The 24050-nt window shown below is 67.2% G+C and carries 23 protein-coding genes; 12 read left to right on the top strand and 11 right to left on the bottom strand.

Annotated features, from left to right (window positions below; genetic code table 11):
* Positions 1-195 precede the first annotated feature (195 nt).
* The 3 genes from JWN03_RS31330 to JWN03_RS31340 all read right to left on the bottom strand — a co-directional run bounded on the left by JWN03_RS31330 (position 196) and on the right by JWN03_RS31340 (position 3844).
* Positions 196-1437, bottom strand: coding sequence for a saccharopine dehydrogenase family protein (locus JWN03_RS31330; protein WP_297622525.1), 1242 nt, complete (start codon positions 1435-1437; stop codon positions 196-198).
* Between the two features lie 21 nt (positions 1438-1458).
* On the bottom strand, positions 1459-2892 hold the full coding sequence (locus JWN03_RS31335; RefSeq protein WP_297622527.1) for an ABC1 kinase family protein: 1434 nt from the start codon (positions 2890-2892) through the stop codon (positions 1459-1461).
* A gap of 265 nt (positions 2893-3157) precedes the next feature.
* Positions 3158-3844 carry a TetR/AcrR family transcriptional regulator gene (locus tag JWN03_RS31340; RefSeq protein ID WP_297622529.1) on the bottom strand — a complete coding sequence of 229 codons (687 nt, stop codon included), beginning with the start codon at positions 3842-3844 and terminating at the stop codon, positions 3158-3160.
* A 194-nt stretch (positions 3845-4038) separates the two neighbouring features.
* Here JWN03_RS31340 and JWN03_RS31345 point away from each other — a divergent pair, with 194 nt between their 5' ends.
* The 6 genes from JWN03_RS31345 (at position 4039) to JWN03_RS31370 (ending at position 9637) form a co-directional block, all read left to right on the top strand.
* A complete protein-coding gene (locus JWN03_RS31345; RefSeq protein WP_441343091.1) occupies positions 4039-5379 on the top strand; it encodes a DUF445 domain-containing protein in 1341 nt (446 codons plus the stop codon).
* A gap of 129 nt (positions 5380-5508) precedes the next feature.
* Positions 5509-6066 carry a helix-turn-helix domain-containing protein gene (locus JWN03_RS31350; RefSeq protein ID WP_297622531.1) on the top strand — a complete coding sequence of 186 codons (558 nt, stop codon included), beginning with the start codon at positions 5509-5511 and terminating at the stop codon, positions 6064-6066.
* On the top strand, positions 6063-6716 hold the full coding sequence (locus tag JWN03_RS31355) for a heparin-binding hemagglutinin (RefSeq protein ID WP_297622532.1): 654 nt from the start codon (positions 6063-6065) through the stop codon (positions 6714-6716). The genes JWN03_RS31350 and JWN03_RS31355 overlap by 4 nt, the downstream gene beginning before the upstream one ends.
* A 248-nt stretch (positions 6717-6964) precedes the next feature.
* Complete coding sequence (locus tag JWN03_RS31360; RefSeq protein ID WP_297622611.1) at positions 6965-7249, top strand: DUF2516 family protein; 285 nt, start codon at positions 6965-6967, stop codon at positions 7247-7249.
* Positions 7250-7434: 185 nt separating this feature from the next.
* The gene (locus JWN03_RS31365) at positions 7435-8457 is read left to right on the top strand and encodes an alpha/beta fold hydrolase (RefSeq protein WP_297622533.1); all 1023 of its coding nucleotides are present in this window, start codon (positions 7435-7437) and stop codon (positions 8455-8457) included.
* A gap of 181 nt (positions 8458-8638) precedes the next feature.
* The gene (locus JWN03_RS31370) at positions 8639-9637 is read left to right on the top strand and encodes an alpha/beta fold hydrolase (protein WP_297622535.1); all 999 of its coding nucleotides are present in this window, start codon (positions 8639-8641) and stop codon (positions 9635-9637) included.
* A gap of 79 nt (positions 9638-9716) precedes the next feature.
* Here the strand turns inward: JWN03_RS31370 and purU are convergent, their stop codons facing one another.
* Both purU and JWN03_RS31380 read right to left on the bottom strand, forming a co-directional pair.
* Positions 9717-10607 (bottom strand): formyltetrahydrofolate deformylase, encoded by an 891-nt coding sequence (purU, locus tag JWN03_RS31375; RefSeq protein WP_297622537.1) that lies wholly within the window; start codon positions 10605-10607, stop codon positions 9717-9719.
* A 203-nt stretch (positions 10608-10810) separates the two neighbouring features.
* Positions 10811-11374 carry a GNAT family N-acetyltransferase gene (locus JWN03_RS31380; RefSeq protein WP_297622539.1) on the bottom strand — a complete coding sequence of 188 codons (564 nt, stop codon included), beginning with the start codon at positions 11372-11374 and terminating at the stop codon, positions 10811-10813.
* Between the two features lie 72 nt (positions 11375-11446).
* On the opposite strand from JWN03_RS31380, the gene deoC reads away from it, so the two are divergent.
* Positions 11447-12106 (top strand): deoxyribose-phosphate aldolase, encoded by a 660-nt coding sequence (gene deoC / locus JWN03_RS31385; RefSeq protein ID WP_297622541.1) that lies wholly within the window; start codon positions 11447-11449, stop codon positions 12104-12106.
* Between the two features lie 12 nt (positions 12107-12118).
* Here the strand turns inward: deoC and JWN03_RS45600 are convergent, their stop codons facing one another.
* Entirely contained in the window at positions 12119-13333 is a 1215-nt protein-coding gene (locus JWN03_RS45600) for an LmeA family phospholipid-binding protein (RefSeq protein WP_366914497.1), read from the bottom strand.
* Between the two features lie 112 nt (positions 13334-13445).
* On the opposite strand from JWN03_RS45600, the gene JWN03_RS31395 reads away from it, so the two are divergent.
* Positions 13446-14048, top strand: a complete 603-nt coding sequence (locus tag JWN03_RS31395) for a type IV toxin-antitoxin system AbiEi family antitoxin domain-containing protein (protein WP_297622543.1) — start codon at positions 13446-13448, stop codon at positions 14046-14048.
* A gap of 87 nt (positions 14049-14135) precedes the next feature.
* On the top strand, positions 14136-15668 hold the full coding sequence (locus tag JWN03_RS31400) for a hypothetical protein (RefSeq protein ID WP_297622545.1): 1533 nt from the start codon (positions 14136-14138) through the stop codon (positions 15666-15668).
* Between the two features lie 192 nt (positions 15669-15860).
* On the opposite strand, the gene JWN03_RS31405 is transcribed toward JWN03_RS31400, so the two are convergent.
* Genes JWN03_RS31405 through JWN03_RS31415 form a run of 3 tightly spaced genes read right to left on the bottom strand, consistent with a single transcriptional unit; the run spans position 15861 to position 17666 of the window.
* Complete coding sequence (locus JWN03_RS31405) at positions 15861-16637, bottom strand: class I SAM-dependent methyltransferase (RefSeq protein ID WP_441343093.1); 777 nt, start codon at positions 16635-16637, stop codon at positions 15861-15863.
* Positions 16634-17149: a DUF2505 domain-containing protein gene (locus JWN03_RS31410; RefSeq protein WP_297622547.1), complete on the bottom strand. Its 516-nt coding sequence runs from the start codon at positions 17147-17149 to the stop codon at positions 16634-16636. Before JWN03_RS31410 ends, JWN03_RS31405 begins: the two co-directional genes overlap by 4 nt.
* 31 nt (positions 17150-17180) lie before the next feature.
* Positions 17181-17666 (bottom strand): DUF2505 domain-containing protein, encoded by a 486-nt coding sequence (locus JWN03_RS31415; protein ID WP_297622549.1) that lies wholly within the window; start codon positions 17664-17666, stop codon positions 17181-17183.
* A gap of 44 nt (positions 17667-17710) precedes the next feature.
* On the opposite strand from JWN03_RS31415, the gene JWN03_RS31420 reads away from it, so the two are divergent.
* The 3 genes from JWN03_RS31420 (at position 17711) to JWN03_RS31430 (ending at position 21671) form a co-directional block, all read left to right on the top strand.
* Complete coding sequence (locus tag JWN03_RS31420) at positions 17711-18802, top strand: UDP-N-acetylmuramate dehydrogenase (protein ID WP_441343094.1); 1092 nt, start codon at positions 17711-17713, stop codon at positions 18800-18802.
* A gap of 105 nt (positions 18803-18907) precedes the next feature.
* Complete coding sequence (locus JWN03_RS31425) at positions 18908-20131, top strand: L,D-transpeptidase (protein ID WP_297622619.1); 1224 nt, start codon at positions 18908-18910, stop codon at positions 20129-20131.
* Between the two features lie 157 nt (positions 20132-20288).
* Positions 20289-21671, top strand: a complete 1383-nt coding sequence (locus JWN03_RS31430) for a phthiocerol/phthiodiolone dimycocerosyl transferase family protein (protein WP_297622551.1) — start codon at positions 20289-20291, stop codon at positions 21669-21671.
* Positions 21672-21687: 16 nt separating this feature from the next.
* On the opposite strand, the gene JWN03_RS31435 is transcribed toward JWN03_RS31430, so the two are convergent.
* Entirely contained in the window at positions 21688-23220 is a 1533-nt protein-coding gene (locus JWN03_RS31435; protein WP_297622553.1) for a class I adenylate-forming enzyme family protein, read from the bottom strand.
* Positions 23217-23969, bottom strand: coding sequence for a glycosyltransferase family 2 protein (locus JWN03_RS31440; protein WP_297622555.1), 753 nt, complete (start codon positions 23967-23969; stop codon positions 23217-23219). The genes JWN03_RS31435 and JWN03_RS31440 overlap by 4 nt, the downstream gene beginning before the upstream one ends.
* Positions 23970-24050 lie beyond the last annotated feature (81 nt).

The raw sequence follows: 24050 nt of genomic DNA on the forward strand, positions 1-24050 counted from the left end.
TGCCCATTGCGCGCTTTCGGCCGGAATCCTGTGTGCATCCCGGCAAAAGGTGCCCCGGGATGACGGGGCAAAGCTCACCGGGGTGACGGGCCGAGAGCGCGCCGGGGTGACGGGGCCGAGAGCGCGCCAGGGTTACGGGGCCGAGAGCGCGCCGGGATGACTGGCCGAGAGCACGCCGGGTGACTGCGAGGGACGTCAGGCGATGTCGACCTCGATCGTCATGCCTGCCTTGCGGAGGCGGTCGGTGAGGGCGTCGCCCATGGCGGCGGCGGGGGTGAGAATGCCTGCCAGTTCGGAGAGTTGGTCGAAGGCCAGGGTGAGGCCGGATTCGCCGAGCATGACGGCGGTGGCGGCGTAGCCGGGGTCACCCTTGCCCGCGAAGGTGCACACGTACTTGGCGCCGGAGGTGGTGCGGGCGAAGGTGCGCATGGTGAACCAGCCACTCTTGCGGGCCTTTTCGCTCGGGCCGGTGCCGGGCTTGGGGACCAGGTGGTCCAGCAGCCTGCGGCCCACGGCCACGCGCGACAGCACCGCGCCGGCGGCCATGGTGGCGACGATGCCGCCCGCCATGCCCGCGGCGACCAGCGGTGCGGTGGCGGACTTGCCGGCGCTCATGACCTCGCGGTAGCGGAAGTTCTTGCCGTACGGCCAGCCCAGCAGGCCATTGCTGCGGCGCACGATCTTGGTGTTGTGCGCGCCCATGATGAAGGTGGCCACCCAGCCGTCCAGGCTCGGATCGATATTCGACGCGCGCTCCAGGGCCTGATCGCTCTGGCGGCCGACGTCGGGTTCCATGGCCTTGTCGGGGCTCAGCGAATACGGGTGCGACATGATCGCGCCCTTCTTCGGGTCCGCCGCAATGGCTTCCATCATGGCGCGGCCGGAATCGACGGTGCCGCCGCTCACGCCGCCCTTGAGCCAGGCCACCAGGGTGACGTCGGTGAGCTCGCCGGTATTGTCCTCGACGGTGCGCTTGTAGAGCTGGTACACACTCAGATCGGACGGAATCGAGTCGTAGCCTGCGGAATTCACGATCTTCGCGCCGGTCTCGGCGGCCCGGTCGCCGAAACGGTCGATGCATTCACGAATGAACAGCGGCTCACCGGTGAGATCGGCGTAATGCGTACCGTTTTCGGCGCACGCCTGCACCAGCGGCAGCCCGTAGCGCAGGTACGGCCCGACCGTGGAGACCACGACCCGGGTCCGCGCGGCGAGCGCGTCCAGGCTGGCCTGATCGGTCGAATCGGCCTGCACCAGTGGCCAATTCGCCGCACCCGGACCGAGCTCGGCCCGTACCGCGGTGAGCTTCTCCGGCGACCGCCCGGCGAGTGCGATGCGCGCCCCGGCAGGAGCAGCCTCCACCAGATACTCCGCCGTCAGCTTGCCGACGAAGCCTGTCGCGCCGAATAGCACGAGGTCGAATTCCCTGTCTGCCATATTATTTCCCGTCCGGTGGGGTTACGCCTTAGCGGCGCGTTTACGAGTGGTCTTCTTCTTGGGGCCGGTGGTCGGCACGGGCACGGGGCGGGTCGAGAGCCATTCCCGGTGTGCGCGACCGAGTTCGGTGACCGGATCGTCGCCGTACAGCCATTCCCGGGCGACACGATGCCAATTGCCGGTCGCCTCCAACTGACCGAGCACCCCGAAGGTGAGGAATTCGGCGCGGCGCGAGAACAGATGCTCCGGCGGCAGATTCTGCTGTTTCATGCCCGCGAACTCACTGCCCCGCGGATCGACCGCCAGGATGAACGCACCCGACGCCAGCTCCGGCGTAATGGTGAGATCCTCGTCCACCAGCGCCCACTCGCACGCGGACAGCACGTACTCCAGACACTCTTCGGGGGTGATCTCGTCGGGGGAGTCGATGACGCCGCGCTGCACCATCAGATCGCGCAGTTCCTCCGCCCGATCCTCGGCCGCGGCGCGAATACAGGTGGCCTCGAATTCCACATGCTCCGGATCCATCCGGTTGTAGAGCCCGAAGTCCAGGAACGCCACCTTGCCGTCCGCGCCCAGCAGCAGATTGCCCGGATGCGGGTCACCGCAGAACTCGTGGAAGGTGAACAGCGAACCCACATAGAAGCGGTAGATGATCTCGCCGATCCGATCACGTTCTGCCGCAGGCAATGCCCGGATCTCCGTGAAACTCCGGCCGGGGAAATATTCGCTCACCAGCACCCGCTGGGAGGACAGCTCCGGCATGGTGTCCGGCACCACGATGAACGGATGCCCGCTGTACAGCGCCGCGATCTGCGACTGGGTATTCGCCTCGGCGACGTAGTCGAGTTCGCTCTCCAGATTCAGTCGCAATTCGTCCAGCACGGCCGGGGTCACCCACGGCATGGCCGATTGCAGAATGCGCCGGAACATGGCCAGGTTCTTCAGATCCGCGCGCACGGCCGCGTCGATGCCCGGGTACTGCACCTTCACCGCGACGGTCCGGCCGTCGTGCAATTTCGCCCGGTACACCTGGCCGATGGAGGCGGCGGCAATGGGTTCCGGTTCGAATTCGGCGAACACCTGCTCGAGGGTTCTGCCGTAGTCCTCCTCGATGACCGCGCGCATCACCTCGAAGGACACCGAGGGCGCGCTGTCGCGCAGCACGGCCAGCCGCTTCTGGAAGCGTTCGCGATGCTCGGGCGGCACCAGATCGAAGTCCAGCACCGACAGCATCTGCCCGAGCTTCATGGCGACGCCCTTCATGGTGCCCAGCACCATGACCATCTGCTCGGTGGCCCGGATCATCGATTCCTCGGCCATCCGCTCGCGCACCGCCTCGGAGCGCCCGCGCATCGAGCGACGGGTCTTCTGCGCACGAATGGCATTACCGGCGACGGCCATTCCCAGCTTCGTCCCCCGCGTAAGCCTGGATGTCGGCAGCTCTTTCGCCATCAGTGACCCTCCATTGGACCCGGCGCCCCCGTTGGTGCCGATGCGACGGTAGACGCCTGTCAGGCACCTACCTCGTTCAGCCTAACTACACCTTGATCTTCCAGCCCAGCCCCGAACAAGCCAGATTGGTGAAGACGTTCGGACCCGAACGTCGGTGACAACTGATTTCGTGAGGTCGGGGTAACTCCCCGGGTACCCCCAAAATCGGTGTCCCACCTGACCGCTCCTACGCGTACCGAAGTCCGTACGGCTCTCGGGCCGCGCGCTAAAGTTCCGGAGAGGCGGCACTGCCCTTGTTCTCCGGGTCGGGTAGCTGGTGCGGCCTGGAGTTGAACCAGGTGCGATCGCCGCCCGCGCGGACCATGCCCTCGATGGCGCTCCACGCCATCATGGTCAGGTAGTCGAGCATTTCCTCGCTGGACATGGTGCGGTTGGTGATCCACCAGTCCGTCGCCAGCTGCACGCCGCCGACCAGCACGTAGGCCCACAGCATGGCGCCCTCGGTCTGGACGTCACGGCTGAACGCCTTGTCGATGATGACCGCGGACACCACCTGCGCGAACAACTTCTCGAAGTCGGCCAGCGTGGAGGTGTCGGTCGAGGACCCGTTGCCCATGATGAACCGGTAGACATCGGTATCGGCGTCGACCGTGTGCACATATGCGGCGAGCGTATTGCGCACCAGCTGGTATTCGTCGAGGTCGTCGCTGATGGCCTCGTAGATACGCGGCATGAGCGTGGTCTCGATGAACCGCTCCATGGTGGCCCGGGTCAGATCCTGCTTATCCGAGAAATACCGGTACAGCACGGTCTTGGAGACGCCGATCTCGGCGGCGATCTCATCCATACCGGCATCGCCGCCGCGCGCGCGGATCGCGGCGAGGGTGCCGTCGACCAGCTCTTCGCGGCGATCGATCTTGTGCTGCTGCCAGCGCTTCTTGCGGCCGTCCACTCGTCCCGGTCGAGGGGTTGCGGCGTCGGCTCGCGCGCCGGCGTCGACGGCTCTGTGGGTGGACAGGGTGGACTCCCTACATTGCGTGTTGTGCTGGGCCTATTCAGCTTAAGCCTCGCACGGGCCCGATCGCGGACGTTCGGGACCGGCCCGGTGGCCGGGAGTAGGTTCGGGGAAGCAGCAGAATGGAACATATGGAGCAACCTGCCGGCAGTGCCGGGGTCCTCGAATCGAGCGGGCGGTCGGCACAACCGGCCGCCTCACCGGGTGGAGCCTTCGCCGACCTGCTGGGTGATGAAGGCAAGGCCAAAGATCTATGGCGGATGAAGGCCATTGCCACGGCCTTCCTCGCGGCGGCGACCCTGATCTACCTGATCTGCGCCTGGGCGCAATCACAGGGGCACGGCGGCAGCTGGGTCGGCTATGTGCGGGCCGCGTCGGAGGCGGGCATGGTCGGCGCCCTCGCCGACTGGTTCGCGGTGACGGCGCTGTTCCGGCATCCGCTGGGCCTGCCGATCCCGCACACCGCCATCATTCGGAAGAAGAAGGATCAGCTGGGCGCGGGGCTCGGCGATTTCGTGCGCACGAATTTCCTCTCGCCCGATGTCGTGGTGGCGAAATTGAATTCCACGCAGATCTCGCTGCGCCTGGGCCGCTGGATGGCCGATCGGGCGCACGCCGATCGGGTGGCGGAGGAGAGCGCCACCATCCTGCGCGCGGTGATCGGCGCGCTGCGTGACGAGGACGTCGAGCAGATCATCGACCAGACCATCGTCAAACGCATTGCCGAACCGCTGTGGGGTCCGCCGCTGGGCAAGGTCCTCAAGGAGCTGCTGGCCGACAACCGGCAGGCTCCGCTGCTGGATCTGCTGGCCGAGCGGGCACACCAGTGGGCCTTGGATTCCCAGGAGACCATCGACCGCATCGTGAATCGGGACTCCCCGTCCTGGGCCCCGAAATTCGTGAATTCCCTACTGGCCGAACGAATTTACCGGGAACTGGTGGAATTCACCTGGAAGGTGCGCACCCAGCCCGATCATGAAGTCCGGATGGCGGCCAATCGTTTCCTCGAGGATTTCGCGCACGATCTGCAATTCGACGACGCCATGATCAAAAAGGCGGAGCGGGTGAAGGCCGAGCTGATGGGCCGCGAGGAGATCACCGGGCTGGCGCACGCGACCTGGCGTGCGGCCAAGCGCATGATTCTGGAGTCCGCCGAGGATCCGAATTCGACGCTGCGCCGCAAGGTGGCGGAGAACGTGCAGCAGCTGGGTGAGCGGCTCTCGACAGATGCCGGCATGCGCGACAAAGTGGACAGCTGGCTGGAGCGTGGCGTCCGATATCTGGTCGCCAACTACGGCGATGAGTTCGCCACCCTGGTCAGCGATACCGTTGCCAGGTGGGATGCGGACGAGGCCAGTCGCAAGATCGAATTGGCCGCGGGCCGTGATCTGCAATTCATTCGCATCAACGGCACGGTCGTAGGTTCGCTGGCCGGGCTGGTGATCTACACCGTTTCAAATCTTCTGTTCTAAGGCTGAACTGTTGATCCATGCGGGATTTCGGCGTGGCGCCGACTGTTTGCCCGAATTGTGCTAGCAGAGCGCTTGCAAGAGTTAGCACCCCCCTTTAGAATTGACCGCACAACCGCCGGAAGGTCAGTGATGACACACGATCCCGAGGTTCCCGAAACGCTCGACGGCACGCAGGCAACGGAGTTGTCCGCCACCGACGAACGACCGGGCCGCGTAGCCAACGCGGCGCACGATATCGGGGGCTTCATCCGGGCGCAGCGCGAGATCGCACAGGTCTCGCTGCGTCAGTTGGCTCAACTGGCGGGGGTGAGCAATCCGTATCTCAGCCAGATCGAGCGCGGACTGCGGAACCCGTCCGCCGAGGTATTGGCGCAGATCGCAAAGGGTCTGCGGCTCTCCTCGGAGGTCTTGTACATGCGGGCCGGGTACCTCGAGCAGAGGGCACACGGGCCGGTCCGGGATGCACTGCTCGCCGATACGGAAATCACCGAGCGGCAGAAGCAGGTCCTCCTGGACATCTATGAATCGTTCCGCCGGGAAAACGCGGCGAACGAGGACAGAGGGGACGCGACGGACCCGATGGGGGGCGTTCCGGGGGGAAATGAGGGCACTACTGCCCTTAGGGACAACGAGGTTCCGCACCGAACAACCGAAGTTCCGCCACGCCAGGAGAACGAAAACACATGACCGAAACGAACTTGACCACCACCGTGACTAAGCCGCTCTACGCGACCGTCGGCGCAGGTGACGCCATCTACGCGTCGGTTCTCGACACCGTCGAGAAGGTCCGCACCCGCGCTGCCGCCGTTGATGTCTCCGGCCGCGTCGAAGAGGCCCGCGAGCGCTTCGCCAACCTGCCCGCCGACCTGCAGGAGCAGGTCGAGGTCGTACGCCAGCGCATCTCCGCGCTGCCGTCCGAACTGCCGGAGGACCTGGCCGAGCTGCGTGAGAAGGCCACTCCCGAAGAGCTGCGCAAGCTCGTCGATCAGTACTACCACCAGCTGATCGACCTGTACGCCGACCTTGCCGCCCGCGGCGAGGAGACCGTCGAGAAGCTGAAGGCCAACCCGACCTTCGAAGAGCGCTTCGAGCAGGTCGAGACCCTCTACACCGACCTGGTCACCCAGGCCCAGGATGTCTTCGGCAAGGTCTCCGACCAGGTCGCCCCGCTGCTGGGTGTCGCCAAGGACGCGGCCGACGAGGTCGAAGAGGCCGTTGATGCCGAGGTCGTCGCCGTGACCACCGAGGCCGAGGCTGTCGTTCCGGCGCCGGCCAAGAAGGCGCCCGCCAAGAAGGCCCCGGCCAAGAAGGCCGCCGCGCCTGCTGCCAAGAAGTAACGTCGCGCGTTCCCTGTGAACGTGAAACACCCTGTGGCCCCTGTGCATTCACTGTGCCGGGGCCACAGTCGTGTGTCGGGGACCATGGACAAGGAACGCCCCGAGTTAGTGGCCCGTCTCGGTCTGGACTGACGGAGTGGGGGAGCGAAGCGGAGGAGCGGAGGAGGGAAGACCGAGACTTCAGGGGCCGCGAACAGCCGGAGCGCAGCGGAGGCAAATTAGATACAGCCAATTAGACTGTCGAGGTGATGGGAATTCCCGGATTCATTTTGTCGGCTTTGTTGCTGTGCGAGTTGGGCATGGTGGTGTTCGCGCTGGTACATGCGATACGCCAGCGTTCGGATGCCTTCCCGGCCGTGGACAAGCTGACCAAGCCGGTGTGGCTGGCGATTCTGGTCGCCTCGCTCGGCGGATTGCTGCTGACGCGGAACCCGGTGAACATCTTGAGCATTGCCGCAATCGTCGCCACGGGTGTCTATCTGGCCGATGTGCGGCCCAAAGTGGACGAGATCCAGCGCGGCCCGCGCTGGTAGCGGTTGTCGCCAAGACGCCTATACGGTCGTCATTCCCGCTGGTCGGGGGTGGCGGCCGACTTTTTTCCGGTGTGGGACGCGCCGGTTCCGAGATACATCTGAATCCGAGAATTGTGGGTGCTTGCACTAGCTAGCACGCTCCGGCAAGAGTTACTGTATCGAGCAGTAACACAAAGGAGTGTCCAATGCGGGCAATGCTGCCTAATAGAGCGGACCTCACCCGGTGGGTCCAGAACCGGGTGCGAGCGCACCGCGCCGACCTGCGGACTCGGACCTACGCGAACGCGGATCTGAATCCGCCCGCCGGTCCGTACGAGGTCGTTCCGGTCACCACCACCGACGGTGCGCATCTGCGGGTGCACGCCTACGGTCCTGCCGACGGCAATGTCCTGGTGCTGGTGCACGGGTGGACCTGCTGCCTCGAGTACTGGACCCCTCAGATCAACGCCTTCGCCGACGACTACCGCGTCATCGCCTACGACGTGCGCGGGCACGGGGAGAGCGAAGCGGGCACCGCCCCACTCACCACCGATCAGCTCGCCGCGGATCTGGAAGCCGTGCTGGATGCCACGCTGGCCTCCGGTCAGCGCGCAGTTCTGGTGGGCCACAGTCTCGGCGGTATGACCGTGCAGGCGTGGGCCGGGCGATATCCGCGGCAGGTGCAGCAGCGCGCGGCCGCGGTGCTGCTCACCAATACGGCTGCGGGACAGCTCATTGCCGAGACCACCGTGCTGCCGTTCTTCAATCGCGGCGCCGTGCGACTGCCGTTCCTGGCGGGGCTGCTCGGTTTGAGCCTGCCGATTGTGTTCCCGCCGGTCGCGCCGGTGCGATGGTTGCTGCGCCGGCAGATCATGAGCCTGGATACGACCGGCGATATCGCGGAATTCGCGCAGAACATCGTGCGGTCCTGCCCGGCGCGGGTGCGCGGGCGGTTCGGCACCCTGCTGTCGTATCTGGACGTGGGGCGCGGTGCGGCGAATCTGACCGTGCCGACCTCCATCATCGCGGGCTCGGCCGACGATATGACGCCGGTGGTGCACGCGGATCGGATCGTCGAAATGCTCACCGAGGCGGGCAGTCTGGACGGTTATCGCATCCTGCCGACCGGTCATCTCGGCAATGTCGAGGCATATCGGGAGTTCAACGGTGAACTCGCGCGAGTGGCCGGTACGGCGTTCGGCGCGGCGCAGCAGGTCGTCGGCGCCTGACGGATGTGTCGTAGAACACAGCTATAACCCGACTTCGGTGCGGTGACGGTGAATGCCGTTGCGACGGAACGGGTATCCCGGAAGAAGGGTCGCAGGCGGCGGATCGAAAAATATCTGCCGCTTGCACTAGCAAGCACTACAGCTAGCGCGGTAGTGTGCCCTGGAACACAAAGGAGTGCTCATGCTGGTGAAGCTGCCCGAGGTGGGCACTGACATGGTGACCGCCCGATTCCGTGCCGGACTGCGGTCCCGCATCTACAAGACCGAGTCGCTGAATACGCCGCGACCGTCCGACATCATTCCGGTCACCACCCGTGACGGCGCCCGGCTGCGAGTACACGCGTACGGCCCCGCCGACGGCGATGTCATCGTCCTCGCCCACGGCTGGTCCTGTGCCATCGAATACTGGAACCCGCAGATCAATGCGTTCGCCGGGGAGTACCGGGTGTACGCCTACGATCAGCGCGGCCACGGCGAAAGCGAGAGCGGCCGCAGGGCTTTCGGAGCCGATCAGCTCGCCGACGACTTCTCCGATGTCCTGGACGCGGTGCTGCGCCCGGGGCAGCGCGCGACGCTCGTCGGTCACAGCATGGGCGGCATGACCATCCAGGCCTGGGCGCAGCGTTATCCGCAGCAGGTCGCCCAGCGTGCCGCCTCGGTACTGCTGGCCACCACCGCGGCACGGCGAATCCCCAACCGCGCCACCGTACTTCCGGTCTTCAATGATCTGATTCCGGCACCCGACTGGCTGTCGCTGGCGCTCTTCGGCACCCCGCTTCCGCTGCCCGGCGGCCGGGCGGTCAATGTGATCGCCAAGCACCGGCTGCTCAATGCCGCGGCAACCGGCGACCAGGTCGCCTTCGGTACCGCGATCGTCCGCTCGTGCCGTCCGGCTACGCGCGCCGCGGTCGCCCGCAGCCTGCTGCACCTCGACTTGCACGGTGCGGCAGCCAATTTGACGGTGCCGACCAGCGTGGTCGCCGGTTCGTACGACAAGCTGCTGCCGGAGGAGCACTCCCGCGAAATCGCCGACACCCTGGCCGATTCCGGGTATCTCGACCGCTACCTCATCCTGCCCACCGGTCACCTGGTGAACATCGAGGCCGAGGATGCCTTCAATGCCGAACTCGCCCGGGTGATCCGGGCGGGCCGCCGCAGCATGGTCGCCGCCGCGGGCTGATACCTATTTCCAGAAGAACCGAAGCGCCCCTTCCCCAATGACGTGGAAGGGGCGCTTCGGCTTAGGCCGGGAAACCGCGTCAGGAGAAGACGACGGTGCGGCGGCCGTGCACGAGAATGCGGCCCTCGAGATGCCAGCGCAGTCCGCGGGCCAGCACCACGCGTTCGATATCGCGGCCCTGACGCACCATGTCGTGCACGGTGTCGGCGTGGTCGATGCGGGTGACGTCCTGCTCGAGGATCGGTCCCGCGTCGAGCTCCGGGGTCACGTAGTGGCAGGTCGCGCCGATCAGCTTCACACCGCGGGCGAAGGCCTGGTGGTACGGGCGCGCGCCCACGAAGGACGGCAGGAAGCTGTGGTGGATATTGAGCGCCTTGCCCGCCCAGTGCTCGCACAGCTGCGCGGGCAGCACCTGCATGAAGCGGGCCAGCACAACCGCGTGCGGATCGTGCACGTCGACCAGTGCACGCACCTGCTCGAAGGCGGGTCCGCGTTCGGCCGGATCCTTCGGGAACGGCACATAGTGGAATTTGACGCCGTGCGCCTCGGTCATGCCCGCGAGGTCGGGGTGGTTGCCGATGACGGCCTCGATGGTGGCGGGCAGTTCCCCGCTGCTCGCGCGGCCCAGCAGGTCGTGCAGGCAGTGGCCGTCCTTGCTGACCAGCAGCACCGCGCGGCGGCGCTCACCCGAATCGTGCACCTGCCATTCGGTTTCCGGGCCCAGTTCGGCGGCGACGGCGGTGAAGCGTGCGCGCAACTCGTCGAGTCCGAACGGAACGGTGCCGGCCTTGATGGCCTGCCGGGTGAAGAACCAGCCGATATCCGGATCGGAGTGGTAGCCGGCCTCCACGATCGAACCGCCGAAATCGGCGATGAACGAGGTGATGCGGGCAATGATGCCGGGACGGTCCGGGCAGCCCAGGGTCAGCACATAACGACGATCGTCCGGGTCGCCAGGGGCAGAGCTCATACTGGTCAGCCTATTCGGCCGCCCCTGGCCCGTAGCGCCCGGCCGGGGTCGGCCATTTCCTCGGAACGTCAGCCGGGTGGCAGCAAAGGCGACAACTGATTTCGTGCGGGTCGGGTAACTCCGGGGGACGTCCAAAATTGGTGTCGCACTCAACCGCCGCTACGCGTGCACAACTTTGCACGGCTCTCTGCTGTGCGCCGAAGTTACGGAGAGGCGGGACAGTAGAAGGGATCGGCGTAGCGGAATTCGCCCTTGATCTCGGAGTCGTAGGCGGTGAGCGGGCGGATCTGGAAGTGCGAGGTCCAGTCCGACTGGTCGGGGACGATGCCGAGGCGGGTGCCGGGGGCGAAGCCGAAGCGGGGGTAGTAATCGAGGTGGCCTACGAGGCCGATCAGCGGCTCGTCGAGGGCGTCGGCGGCGCCGAGGGCGGCGTGCATGAGGGCGGAGCCGACACCCCTGGCCTGTGCGTCGGTACGGACGCCGATCGGGCCGAGAGCGAGCACGGGGAAGGGGCCGACCGCGGCGCGGGTGAGGCAGACGTGGCCGACGATATCGTTGTGTAGTTCGGCCACCATGGTGAGCGTCGGCATCCAGCCGGAGTGGTCGCGCAGCCGCCGGACCAGATCGACTTCGGGCGGGTCGGGGAGGGGAACGGCCGGACCGGATCGATGCCCGCTGCCGGCGCTCGCCAGGTGATCGGCGAAGGCGCTGCGATGCACCGCGTCGATCGCGGCGGTGTCGCCGGTTCGTTCACGACGGATCAGCACAAGTTCGAGTGTGCGTGACAGCGGTGGCGGCCCGCAACGAAATTCGCCACCTGTATGCCAAACTCACCGCTCATGACAGAGATTTCTCGTCGAGACGTGGCAGCGATAATCGATCACACCCTCTTGGCGCCGGAAGCGACCCGTCAGGATGTCGACGCGCTGATCGAAGAGGCCCGTGAGCTGGGCGTGTTGGCGATCTGCGTCTCGCCGTCCATGCTGCCGGTGCGTGCACCCGGCCTGGTGGTGGCTACCGTCGCGGGTTTTCCGTCCGGCAAACATCATTCGCTGGTGAAGGGCGCGGAGGCGCGGCTTGCGGTTGATCAGGGCGCGAACGAGGTGGACATGGTGATCGATGTGGCCGCGGCCCGCACCGGTGACTACAACGCGGTGCTCGCCGACATCATCACCGTGCGCGAGTCCATGGGGGACCGGGTCGTGCTCAAGGTGATCCTCGAATCGGCGGCGCTGAGCGATGAGCAGATCGTGGGTGTGTGCCGGGTCGCCGAACAGGCGGGCGCGAATTTCGTGAAGACCTCCACCGGTTTCCATCCGGCGGGCGGCGCCAGCGCGCACGCGGTGCGTTTGATGGCGGACACGGTCGGCGGGCGGCTCGGGGTCAAGGCCAGCGGCGGTATCCGCACCGCGGCGGCGGCGGCGGAAATGATCGCCGCCGGCGCCACCCGGTTGGGACTGTCGCGTTCTCGTGAAGTGCTGCAGGGCTTTCCGGCCTGAGCCGGTCGCCGCTCAGCAGGTGATGTTCTGCGTCTTGCCGTTACTGTCGGTGGTCTGCAGGGTGGTGGGGCCGCCCTTCAGGCCGACCTTCAGTCCGTCCTGGGTGACCGTCACACTGGTGGGCTTCAAGCCCATCGGGTAGGTCTGCAGGCTCTGCGTCATGAGATCCACGATGCCCGAGACCAGGTCGGTGGGCAGGCCGATGCCGAGGAACGACGCCGACACGGTCTCGACCTCGACCTTGTCGCCGACAACCTTTGGTTTGACCTGCAATTGGGCCAGTCCGCCCAGCACGGTGAAGCTCAGCGTGCCGGCCGAGGGGTCGGAGGTAGCGCCGGAAACCAAGCCGCCCAACGTCTTCATGATGCCGTCATTGCTCCAGGTGACGTCGGCTTCGGAGCTGCCGACGGTGCCGCCCGCCTTGCCGCCGTCCTGCAACTGGATGTCGTGGAAGGTGGCATGCACGGTCATACCGACCGCCGGGCCGAACTTGGTGTCGTCGCTGTCCACCGTCACCGAGCCGACCTTGTTGTCGAACATGGTGAGCAGCATGGGTTTCGCGCCGAACGACACGTCGATCTTGGAGCCCATCTGCTGCTCGAACTGCGAGCTGATGCAGTTCTCCACCTTGTTGCGGGCATACGCCTCGCCACCGGCCAGTGCGCCGACCACGACCAGCGCCAGCACCAGGCCGATCACGATGAAGAGAGTCCGGCGACTGCGGCGATTACCGGGCGAACCACCCTGTCCGCCTCCCGCATTCGCGGTGGGCGGCGGCGTGAACGGCGGCTGCTGCGATCCACCCGGGATCGAGCCCGCACCCGCCGCATAGGCGGCCGCCTCGCCCGGACTGAGCGCCTCGGTGCCGTGGTGGCCGAGGACCGCGGTCGGCTGAGGGCCGGTGTTCTGGGCTCCGACGTGTGCGGTGTCGCCCTCCCACCACTCCGCCGGCTGGGCTCCGGGGCCTTGCGGTGCGCTCCCGCCGTGCAGGACCTGGGTGGCGTCGGCCGACCCGCCCGCACCCGCCGGATAGGGCGCACCGCCGATGACCTCGGTCGGAGGTTCACCGGCCTGCGGTGTACCGGGCTGCTTGCCGAGTTCGGCTGCGCCGCCGGGGATCCCGTAATTGGCCGCGCCGGGGTGTTCGGCCGCGGCGTCGTCCGTGCGGACCGCGTCTGATTCCGAGGCGACGTTCTTCGCGTCGTCCGAGGTGGGGTTCGAACTCATGGCCGCGATTCTTCCCGAGCTTTCTGTGTGAGTTCTGTGCTTCTGATGAGGTGTCGGCACACACCCGGCGGAATGTGACATAACACACAAGCGGTCGGCGTAGCCTGAGTGCATGGCTGGGATTCCCGCAGCGGAGCCGGACCCGGAACACGGCTGGCAGGCGCTACAAGAGTTGGCCGGTCGGCACGCCGGGTACTTCACCACCCGTCAGGTGCTGCACACGGGTTCCGAGGCCCATATCCGCGACGGGCTGCGGGACGGCTCGGTGGTCCGCGCCGGTGTGGGTCTGCTGCGCCTGGGCCGCTGGCCGGACGGGCCGCTCGACGAGTACGCCATGTGGTCGGCCTGGTTCGACGGCGCGGCCGCCGTTTCCCATCACAGTGCCGCTGAACTGCACGGATTGGGCCGGCTGCGGCCGCGCTTCGTGCATATGTCGGCGCGTATCGGCCGCTTCCCGCTCTCCCCGCGCCTGGTGGTGCTGCGCCGCAGTTTCGCCCGTAAGGATGTGGAGTCCGCAGGCACCTTCCTGGTCACCACGCCGCTGCGCACCGTGCTGGATCTGGCCGAAGCCGGGATCGGCCAGGCCGCGCTCGACGAGGTCGTCGCCGATGCGGTGGCCATTCATCGCTGTGCGCGCGCCGAAATCCGTTCCGCCAGTACCGCACTCCCGCCCGTGACCGCCGCGCGGTTGCACCGTGCGCTCACCCGCGTCTGAATTCCGCCGGTGTGCACCGCGGATCATGCCCTCGTTCTGCGAGGTTCGAGTTTTGCGCGGCTCTGTTTCGTGGCAGGGTGACTGATCATGGGGACGGTCCGCGATGGCATGTGGGATCTGGCTTTTCCACCCGGACCGCCCGAAAGAATGGCGGAGATGGTGTCGGCGGCGGTGGTCGCCGATGCCGTGCGGCGCTACGACGCTGATCTCGCGCAATCGGTGGAGACCAGCCGGGATTGGCGGCACGGGCATCGCCGCGTCTTCCGGGGGATGACCGCGCTGGCGGTGAGCGCACCCCGGGTCTCGCTCGGAATCGCCACGGAGGGGCTGCATTCGGTGCGCACCGTGCTGCGCTTCGCCGCCGGGCGCACCGTCACCTCGCTGGATGCCGCCGATATGACGGATGCCGCCGGGGCCGGGCTGGATACCGAGACGGTCGCCGGAACCGCCACGCCGGCAGCGCGACTCGAAGTGCCCTGGCACGGGCGATTGCTGGCCGAGGACGAATTGCGGCAGCAATTGGCCGCGTGGGAAGAGCGCGGCATCTTCGAACCGGGTTTCGTGGCCGCCGTACGCCGCGTGATCGACCACCCGGAGTGGTTGCGGCTGCCCGGATTCCGGCTGACCGCGGTCGGGGCGGCGGCGGAATTGAGCCCGCTGCGACCGTTACTGGCCTGGGGCGCCGAGGTGCTCGCGGTGGATCGGCCCGGGCGGGCGCGCTGGGATCGGCTGCGTGCGCAGGCCCGCGCCGGTGCGGGGGCCATGTCCTTTCCGGTGACGGCCGCCGGTCCGGGCGTGGATATCACCAGATATCTTCCGGCGCTGACACACTGGATCGCCGCGCACACCGATGCCCGTCCGGCGCTCGGCCTGTACGCGGGCCTGCCCGGTGCGACCGGGCTGCGCATTGCCGCCGCCTCCGATGTGCTCGCTGAATCCCTGCTGCGCGAGCATCCGGACGCCGCCCTGGCGCTGCTCGGCTCGCCGACCGACTGCTATGCCGTCCCCGAATCGATCGTGCTCGCCGCGCGGGAACAGCTGGCCCGCCGTGGAATTCGCGGCGCCACCCAGGATGTGCTGCACCGGCTCGCCCCGAACTCGCTGTACCGCTTGAACTATCTGCGCCCCGTCCTCGATGCGGAGGGCGCGCGCTGGGGCCTGTTCGACAACCTGCCCTACCTGAGCGGCCCGGATTACGCCCTCGCCCAGCGCCTCCCACGCTGGCGCGCGGTCCTGGCCCACTCGACCGGCCACACCGTCTCCTACACCGTGGCCCCGCCCACCTGGAACTCCTCGGTCCACGAAAGCCCGTGGCGCGCCGCCGCATACCGGGCCGCCACCCGCTTCGGCATTGAGGTCTTCGACCCCGCCACCGCGCGCGTACTGCTGGCCGCGAAACTCGTCGCCGACCTGATGACACCCGTGGAGCCCGCCGCAGGCACACCCGAGACCGCCGGCGGCCCAGCCAATCCGGAGACCCTGTTCACCGTCGGCGCAGCCCACGGCGGCCTCTGGCGCCAACCCTTCACCCCCCGCTCCCTCCTGGCCCCCGCCGCCGTATCCGGCTCCCTGCAAGCACTCCGGGATCGCGTCGGCTCCGCCCTCGACCCCGACGACTGATCAACCCTGTCATTCTGTGCCGGATCACCCCCCGTCATCCCGGCACGTTTTCGGCCGGGATCCACACCTCGAGGTGATCAGCCCATCTTGGTGGATCCCGGCCAAAAGCACGCCGGGATGATGAGGTGGGCGCCGTATGCCGGGATGACGGGTGGGCTCGCGATGTGGCGGGGTGCGCTGCGAATGCCGAGGTCAGTCGGGGAGAGGTGCGACTGCTGACCAAGGGATGGTGAGCTGGTTGTCGCGGAGGCGGCGGCGTTGGGGGCGGAGGGGGAAACCGTGTTGGCGCAACAGATCTGCGGCGTGGCGCCAGCGCGCCCTGGGGCCGTAGGGGGCCAGGGGAGCGGCGTGGGACCAGGCGCGGTCGGCGGCGGTGAGGAGGGTGTGGATGGGTTCGCCGGGGATATTGCGGTGGATGAGGGCTTTGGGGAGGCGTTCGGCGAGGTCCGAGGGCTGGTCGACGGTGAAGGGGTCCCAGGCCAGGGTGAGGGTGCGGGGGCCGGCGCGGTCCAGCAGGATCCAGGCGCAGCGGCGGCCGAGTTCATCGCAGGTGCCGTCGAGCAGCAGGCCACCGGGGGCGAGGCCGGACAGGATGGTCGACCAGGCTTCGGGGACAGCCGATTCCGGGTATTGGCGCAGCACATTGAAGGCGCGCACCAGGATCGGCCGCAGTCCGGCCAATTCGAAACCGCCGCGGGCGAAGACGACGCCGTCGCGTCCGGGGACGACGCGTTCCGGATCGATTTCCAGGCCGACCACGCGCAGATCCGCGCGGACGGTGCGTAGTCGCGCCGCCATTTCCAGCGTGGTGACCGGACTCGCGCCGTAGCCGAGGTCGACTACGAGCGGGTCATTCGCGTTCAGCAATCGTTCGGCGACCGTCGTATCGTGCACAAGCCATCGATCCCCGCGGCGCAGCCGGTTGATACCGGTAGTGCCGCGGGTGATGGTGCCGATCGGTTTGATCAGCCGACGGGGTGCTGCTGATCCAGCCAGAGCTTCGTCACCTCGGCCTCGGCTCGGAACAGGTCGATCAGGTTCACCAGCATGAGCTGTTCGAGCTTGCGTCCGAGGAACGGGAGCTGCACGTGCGCCTCCGAGGAGGTGCGCAGGGTGCAGCCGGTATCGGTGGGGAACAGGCGCATGGTGCCGCCCAGGGTGCCCGGTCCGCCGGGCATGAAAGTGGTGTATTCCCCGGTCACCTCGGGTCCGAAGGCCCCGTACTTCTCGGTGCGGGTGATCACCATGTCCTTGCGCATGACGGCCTGCGCGAGGTCTGGGAGGCTCTCTCGCGGCAGCACGTGGCGGGTTTCGACCTCTATCCCGGAATCACCGGATTCGAGGCGGACGAGGTCATTGGGCGAGTGTTTCCGCATCTCCTCGATCCGCGCGTCCCAGAGGTCGCGGTTCATGAGCGCCGCGTACACCTCTTTGGTGGTGTGCAGCGGATAGCGCGCGGAATAGTCGAGTCGGCGGGGCACGATCGGTCAGGTTACTGCCGTGCGGGCCCTGTCAGTGCGAACTCAGCCAATTGTCGGTGAACTCGGCTTCGCGTGCGAGCAGTTCGGTGAGGTGTTCCTGGATGGCGGCTTCGATCTTGCGGCCGAAGAGCGGGATCTTCACCTCGATCACGGCGTCCACCACGTAGGCGGACCCGGTGCCCGAATCGCTGACGGTCAGGGTGCCGTTCACGCTGGCCGGTACGCCGTCCACGCGCGCTTCGACGGTGCCGCCACTGCCGTTCCAGGTCTCGGTGCGCGGAATCACCAGATCGCCCGGGCGCACTGCGGTGACCTGAGCGGGCAGTTCGGAGGCCGGAATCGCCTGGATCATCTCCACGCGCACCTGGTCGCCGGAGATGGAGAGCGATTCGATGCGGGCATTGGGCCCGCCGACGGCCTCGATCCGGTCCTTCCAGTACTGCTCGTCCGAGAAGGCAGCGCGCACAGCGGCGGTGGAATGGGTCGAGTGCCCAGTGAAGGCCAGAGGTGTCGCCATGGTCGGACAGGCTACCGTCTGTGCCTGTGCGTACTACTGGGGTGGTGTCCTTCGACGACGTGCGGGACCGGCTCGCCGGGACCGGTGCGAGCCTGCGGGCCGCGGTGCCGCTGGCGGAGCTGACGACGCTGCGCGTGGGCGGTCCCGCGATCGTCGCCGAGTGCGCGAGCACCGAATCGCTCGTGGCGACCGTGCGGGAGCTGGATGCGGCTGGAATTCCGGTGCTGCTCATCGCCGGTGGCTCGAATCTGCTGATCGCCGACGAGGGTTTCCCGGGCGTCGTCGTCCGCATCGCCACGACCGCCGTCGAGATCGGCGACGGCTTCGTGACCGCTGAGGCGGGCGCGAATTGGGATGCGGTGGTGGCGACTTCGGTCGAGGCCGGCTACGGCGGTCTCGAATGCCTGTCCGGCATACCGGGTTCCGCGGGCGCCACACCGGTGCAGAACGTCGGCGCATACGGCGTAGAAGTCGCAGCCCTGCTGCGCCGGGCGCGATTACTGGATCGCGCGAGCGGTGATATCCGCTGGGCCGAGCCGGAGGAACTCGGATTCGGCTATCGCACTTCGGTGTTGAAGCACAATGCCGCGGCGGTGGTGCTGGCCGTCGAATTCGCGCTGCGCCCGGACGGTTCCAGCGCGCCGCTGCGCTATCGGGAGCTGGCGGCCGCACTGGGTGCGCAGGAGGGCGAATCCCGTCCGGCCGCCCTGGTGCGGGCCGAAGTGCTGCGGCTGCGCGCGAGCAAGGGCATGGTGCTCGATCCGGACGACTACGACACCTGGAGTGCGGGGTCGTTCTTTACCAATCCGATTGTTCCGGACATCGACGCGGCGGCGGTGCGTGAGGCGATTGCCACACATGTCGGTCCCGATGTGGCAGTGCCCACCTGGCCGGTCGACGGTGGTGTGAAGTTCTCCGCGGGTTGGCTCATCGAGCGCGCGGGGTTCGCCAAGGGCTATCCGGACGCGACGGCTCCGGCGCGGCTGTCCACCAAACACACTTTGGCACTGACAAATCGGGGCGAGGCGTCCGCCGCGGACCTGGCGACTTTGGCGCGGACAGTTCGCCAAGGAGTTGCTGAACGTTTCCGAATTCACCTGGAACCGGAACCTGTCACAGTGGGAGTCACGCTGTAGGGGTGGCGGGTACCACGGTTTCGACGTCTGGAGGACTCGGTTTGCCCAGGTAACCTCGAGCGGGTGAGCAATCGAGGATTCCCGGTCCGGCGGGCAGCCGCTGTCATGGCCGCGCTGCTGGCGGTGGTGGCGCTGGTGGCCGGATGCACGTCCGACAAGGGCGGCGGCACCCCCGACAAGCCGGCCGTTCCCGCTGCCAAGGTGACCACAACCCCTGGTGACGGCACACAGAACGTCAACCCCACCGCCCCGGTCTCGGTCTCGGTGACGCAGGGCCGCATCGATCAGGTGGCGCTGACCAACCCGAACGGTAAGCAGGTCACCGGCGAGCTCGCCCCTGACCACAGCAAGTTCACGGTCACCGAACCGCTCGGCTACGGCGTCACCTACAGCTGGTCCGGTACCGCGACGGGTACCGACGGCAAGCCGGTGCCGATCGAATCCAAGTTCACCACCGTCACTCCCAAGACCGAGGTCTCGGCGACGATCAATATCGCCGACAACCAGCAGGTCGGCATTGCCGCGCCGATCATCCTGCAGTTCAACTCGCATATCGACAACAAGGCCGCCGTCGAGAAGGCGCTGACCGTCACGACCACCCCCGCGGCCGAGGGTTCGTGGGCCTGGCTGCCCGATTCCAACGGCGGCTCCCGCGCGCACTGGCGGCCGCGCGAGTACTGGCAGACCGGCACCGCGGTGCATGTGGGCGCCAAGCTCTACGGCCTCGATATGGGCGAGGGTTCCTTCGGCACCGCCGATATCACCTCGGACTTCAAGATCGGCCGTTCGCAGATCGTGCGGGCCGTGGCCTCCAGCCACCGCATGCAGGTGATCCGCGACGGGCAGGTTGTCGTCGATATCCCCGTCAGCTACGGCGAGGGCAATGAGGACCGCAATGTGACTCGCTCCGGCATCCACGTGGTGACCGAGAAGTACGAGGATTTCGTCATGTCGAATCCGCCGTTCTACACGAATGCGCGGGAGCGCTGGGCGGTTCGCATCTCCAATAATGGCGAGTTCATCCACGCGAACCCGGAATCGATTTCCGCACAGGGCAATTCGAATGTCACAAACGGCTGCATCAACCTCAGTCCGAGTGATGCCCAGGCCTTCTTCCCGACCGCTCTCTACGGCGATCCGGTGGAGGTGACCGGCACCCGCATCAACCTCTCCGCGGCGGACGGTGACCTCTACGACTGGACCATGGACTGGGATACCTGGAAGAGCATGTCGGCACTGCAGGCCGATCCGGCCACGGTGGTTTCCGCGGCTCCGGTCGCCCCGCAGGCGCCCGGCGGCGCCGCCCCGACCACACCGGGCGCTCGCTGACCCCATAGTCACCGAACAGCGCAGGCACTCCATACGCGGAGTGCCTGCGCTGTTTTGCGTCGGCACAGGGTGATTACGCATCAGGTGATTGCGAGGTGCGAAGCCTCCGGAATGGCATTAGTCTGCGTCGAAGGGAGCGTTGCGGAGAGGTTGGACAGTGGTTGCGAGCACTTCGGCAACGACGGCAACAGACTTCGGGCGGCCGCTGAGCCCTTCGGAGCGCTGGTTCTGGATCATCGACCGTATTTCACCGTCGAATTGCACCGCGCGGGTACGAGTGCGCGGACAGATCAGCGTCGAGCAGCTCGAACGCGCGGCAGCGGCGCTGACTGCCGAATATCCGCTCCTGCGAGCGGGTGTGGTGGATGCCGGCACCGGTGATCCTCGGCTGACACCGTTGCGCGACCCGCGAATCCCGGTGCGGCAGCTGCTGTCCGATGATCCGCAGGCTTGGCAGCGGGAAATCGACGCCGAGCTGGTCGACCCGTTCGATACCCGCACCGGAGTGGCGCGCATCGTCGATATCGCGCGGCAGCCGGGTACCGCGGACGAGCAGCACGACCTGATCCTGACTGTCTCGCACATCGTTCTCGACGGCCGATCGCTGATGACCGTGCTGCGCAAACTCGTGCACTATGCCGCGTCCGACGGCCGCCGCACCAGTTCCGAGGCCGCGGACCTCGGCGCTGATCACCGCTCCGGCGGCGTCGGGAGCCGGGCGGCGTTCCCGCCCGCCGATGACCTGATTCCCGCTGGCGCGCGGGGGTTTTGGCGCTATGTGTACTCGACGCTGTTCGATCAGGCGGCGGCGCTGGTGCTGCGGCCCCGGCGAGTGGGTGGACCCGTGCCGGTCGGGCTGCTCGAGCGGCGGACGAGGGTCGTGTACCGGGTGGTGGCGGCCGAGCCGCTGGCCGCCCTGGTGGCCGACTGCCACCGGGCCGGGGTCACGGTGCACGGGGTGCTGGCCGCAGCGGTGGCGCGGGCGATAGGGGACAGTGCGCGGCCGGACGGGAACGGGGTGGCGGGGATCGGTTCGCCGGTGGACTTCCGCCCCCTGCTGCAGCCGCAGCCGGATGCCGAGGAGCTGGGCGTGTACGCGCCGGTGCTGGCCGGATTCGTGCGGTTCGGTCCGGGTGAATCACTGTGGGCGGCCGCACGATCGGTGAATCGGCAGCTGCAGCGGGGCATCCGGCAGCAGCGGCATCTGTCGACAGTGGCGGGTATGCGATTCGGGACGCCACGCACCGTGGAATCCGGTCGGCGCATTGTCGATATGGTGGATCGGCGGGCCCCGTGGAATGTGTCGGTAACCAATCTGGGTCGTATCGACTTCCCGGAACACGTTGGCGCCTGGCGGATTTCGGATCTCACGCTGACGGCGTCGAACTCCTGCGTCAGTGCGGTCACGGTGGCGATCGTGACGGCGCACCAGGAAATGTGTATCGGCTTCTGCTATGTCGACGGGATGCTGGCGGAACCGGAGAACTTCGCCGATCAGGTTCTCGCGGAACTGCTTTCCCGTCCCGATCCGGAGTCGTGACTCATCTCGTTCGGACTCAGCCGAGCCGTTTCCCGAGCAGGGTGCGCAGGGCGGCGCGATCGGGTTTGCTGGTGCGGCCGCTGACCGGAATATCGTCTACCACGACGATATCGTCGGGCAGGGCGGAAACATCTATGAGCGAAGGCAATTCGCGGCGCAGCCGGGCCGCGATATCGCCGCTGCCGGGAGCGGCCACCACTGCGAGCACAATGCGTTCATCACCGATCTCATCCGGTATGCCGACCATTATGGCCTGGCCCACACCCGGTACGGCGGTGATCGCCGGTTCGTAGAGTCCCGGGTAGATATTGGTCTTGCCGCGCAGCATCATGTCCTTCTTGCGGCCCATGAGTACCAGGGTGTCGCCGTCGAAGCGGGCGAGATCACCGGTGCGGATTTCCGGCAGCGGCGGCTCACCGAGATAGCCGCGGCACAGATTGGGGCCGGAGAGAATCAGTTCGCCGTCCTCGGCGATTGTCGCGGTGACACCGTGGACGGGCGCGCCGAGCGGGTCGCCCGCGCCGCCGAATTCCAGTTTGGCGATGCCGGAAGTGACTGCCACCGGCAGGATTTCGGTCATGCCGTAGATCGCGAGGAATTCGCATTCCGGCAGCGCTTTCCGGGCCCGTCGCAGCAGTGCGGTCGTCACCGGTGCACCGCCCAGGGAGATCTCGCGCAGCCCCGCGGGTGCACTCAGCCGCCCGGATTCGATGGCGGTGAGCACCACCGCCAGATCGGCGGGCGTGAAGAACGCGTCGGTCGCGCTGTCGAGCGAGCGTGCGAATGCCAGTGGGTCGATATGGGTTCCGAAGCGCGGATAGTGCGGCATGGACCATTGCGCACCCGCGAGCAGGGCGGGCAGGCCCATCATCAATTGCTCGGTGTGCAGATGCCGCCCGGGTCCGAGGCGGCTGCGCCCGGCCATGGCGGCCAGGCCCGCGCCGAGCGAACCGCGGGTGTGCACAACGGCTTTCGGTGCGGCGGTGGTGCCGGAGGTGAAGACGATCAGCGCCTCGGCCGCCGGATCGGCGGGTGCGGCCGGGGAATGCGCCGCGACCGCGGCATCATCGAGCAGCCGGTGCAGCGGGATCGACGCCGCCGGTGTGCCCGGCAGTCGCGGCCCACTGTGAATATGCCTGACCGGCAGTTTGCCGAAATCGGGGAGGGACAAACCCAGTGTGCGGCCGATCCGCCGCAACGGTCCACTCAGGAGATACAGCAGCGATTCCGTTGCCGCCCAGGCGGGTTGCACCAGGTCGATGCGCCGGGCGAACAGTTCCGGACCGACACCCGGATCCACGAAGACGATGGTCCCGCCCGCCGCCATGGTCCCGAAAATGAGCACGACCGCATCCACACACGGGCGGATGGAGAAAAGCATGCGGTCGCCCGGCCGGAATCCACTGTGCCACAGTCGTTCCGCGACGGTGGTGAGGCGGTCGTCGAGCTCCGCGAAACTGAGTGGCCGTTCGCCTGCCATTCCCAGCGCGGCCGCATCGGGCTTGCGCTGCACCTGTTCCCGGAACAGGTGCAGGAAGTCGGTGCTCACCGAATATCCACCAGCTCCGGCTTGTAGCGGTGGTCGGCGTACCAGGCGAGGGTTTTGCGCACGCCCCAGGCGCGGACGCGGCGATTGGAGCCGTACACCCGGACATCCCGGCGCAGACCGTATTCGGTGGTGAGCATGCGCACCGCATTCACCAGTGCGCGATCCTCGTGCAGATCTTCGATGGCGGTACGCGGGAATCCGCCTGCGGCTTCGTACAATTCGGCGGCAATGGCCATATTGCAGCCGGGCGTCATCACATACGGTCCCAGATATCGGGGGTCCCGATTCCCCGGCCGGAATTTGCCGAAGGTGGAGGCGACCTCCAGAACCACCCGAATAATGGTGCGATCGCGCCAGCTCACACCCTCGTCGGTGCGCGGTATGAGCTGACCGCTCACCAGCCGCAGCCCGGACTCGAAGCCGGCGGTGAGGCGTGCGGTCCAATTCGGGAACGGCAGGCAGTCGGCATCGGTGCGGGCCAGCCGCACGGCTCCGGCCGCGATGGCATGCCGCATGCCGGTATCGGCGGCCGCGCCGGTGCCCTTCTGGAGTTCGGTGACGAGCTCGATGCGCATTTCGGGGTGCGTGCGCGCGAAGGCGCTGACCACCGCGGCCGTGCCGTCGGTGGAATCATTGTCCACCACGACCAGCGTGAAATCCCGATCCTGCTGTGCGGCAAGAGCTTCCAGTGTCTTGGTAATGCCGTGCTCTTCATTGTAGGCAGGCACGATCACCCAGAGTTTGCTCATCGAATTCCCTCCGGGGTCGATTATGCCGCAGGTTGCCCGCGGTTGCCGGGGACGGTAGCAGCGCGCAGAATCCTGGTATGA

Source organism: Nocardia sp. (assembly GCF_025465275.1).
GTDB lineage: Bacteria > Actinomycetota > Actinomycetes > Mycobacteriales > Mycobacteriaceae > Nocardia.

Excerpts from the sequence above, each read along its gene's own strand:
- JWN03_RS31365 (WP_297622533.1), top strand. The coding sequence starts at position 7,435 with ATGCGGGCAATGCTGCCTAATAGAGCGGACCTCACCCGGTGGGTCCAG.
- JWN03_RS31360 (WP_297622611.1), top strand. The coding sequence starts at position 6,965 with ATGGGAATTCCCGGATTCATTTTGTCGGCTTTGTTGCTGTGCGAGTTG.
- JWN03_RS31355 (WP_297622532.1), top strand. The coding sequence starts at position 6,063 with ATGACCGAAACGAACTTGACCACCACCGTGACTAAGCCGCTCTACGCG.
- JWN03_RS31400 (WP_297622545.1), top strand. The coding sequence starts at position 14,136 with ATGGGGACGGTCCGCGATGGCATGTGGGATCTGGCTTTTCCACCCGGA.
- JWN03_RS31415 (WP_297622549.1), bottom strand. The coding sequence starts at position 17,666 with ATGGCGACACCTCTGGCCTTCACTGGGCACTCGACCCATTCCACCGCC.
- JWN03_RS31370 (WP_297622535.1), top strand. The coding sequence starts at position 8,639 with ATGCTGGTGAAGCTGCCCGAGGTGGGCACTGACATGGTGACCGCCCGA.
- JWN03_RS45600 (WP_366914497.1), bottom strand. The coding sequence starts at position 13,333 with ATGAGTTCGAACCCCACCTCGGACGACGCGAAGAACGTCGCCTCGGAA.
- JWN03_RS31330 (WP_297622525.1), bottom strand. The coding sequence starts at position 1,437 with ATGGCAGACAGGGAATTCGACCTCGTGCTATTCGGCGCGACAGGCTTC.
- purU (WP_297622537.1), bottom strand. The coding sequence starts at position 10,607 with ATGAGCTCTGCCCCTGGCGACCCGGACGATCGTCGTTATGTGCTGACC.
- JWN03_RS31425 (WP_297622619.1), top strand. The coding sequence starts at position 18,908 with ATGGCCGCGCTGCTGGCGGTGGTGGCGCTGGTGGCCGGATGCACGTCC.
- JWN03_RS31440 (WP_297622555.1), bottom strand. The coding sequence starts at position 23,969 with ATGAGCAAACTCTGGGTGATCGTGCCTGCCTACAATGAAGAGCACGGC.
- JWN03_RS31350 (WP_297622531.1), top strand. The coding sequence starts at position 5,509 with ATGACACACGATCCCGAGGTTCCCGAAACGCTCGACGGCACGCAGGCA.
- JWN03_RS31395 (WP_297622543.1), top strand. The coding sequence starts at position 13,446 with ATGGCTGGGATTCCCGCAGCGGAGCCGGACCCGGAACACGGCTGGCAG.
- JWN03_RS31345 (WP_441343091.1), top strand. The coding sequence starts at position 4,039 with ATGGAGCAACCTGCCGGCAGTGCCGGGGTCCTCGAATCGAGCGGGCGG.
- deoC (WP_297622541.1), top strand. The coding sequence starts at position 11,447 with ATGACAGAGATTTCTCGTCGAGACGTGGCAGCGATAATCGATCACACC.
- JWN03_RS31335 (WP_297622527.1), bottom strand. The coding sequence starts at position 2,892 with ATGGCGAAAGAGCTGCCGACATCCAGGCTTACGCGGGGGACGAAGCTG.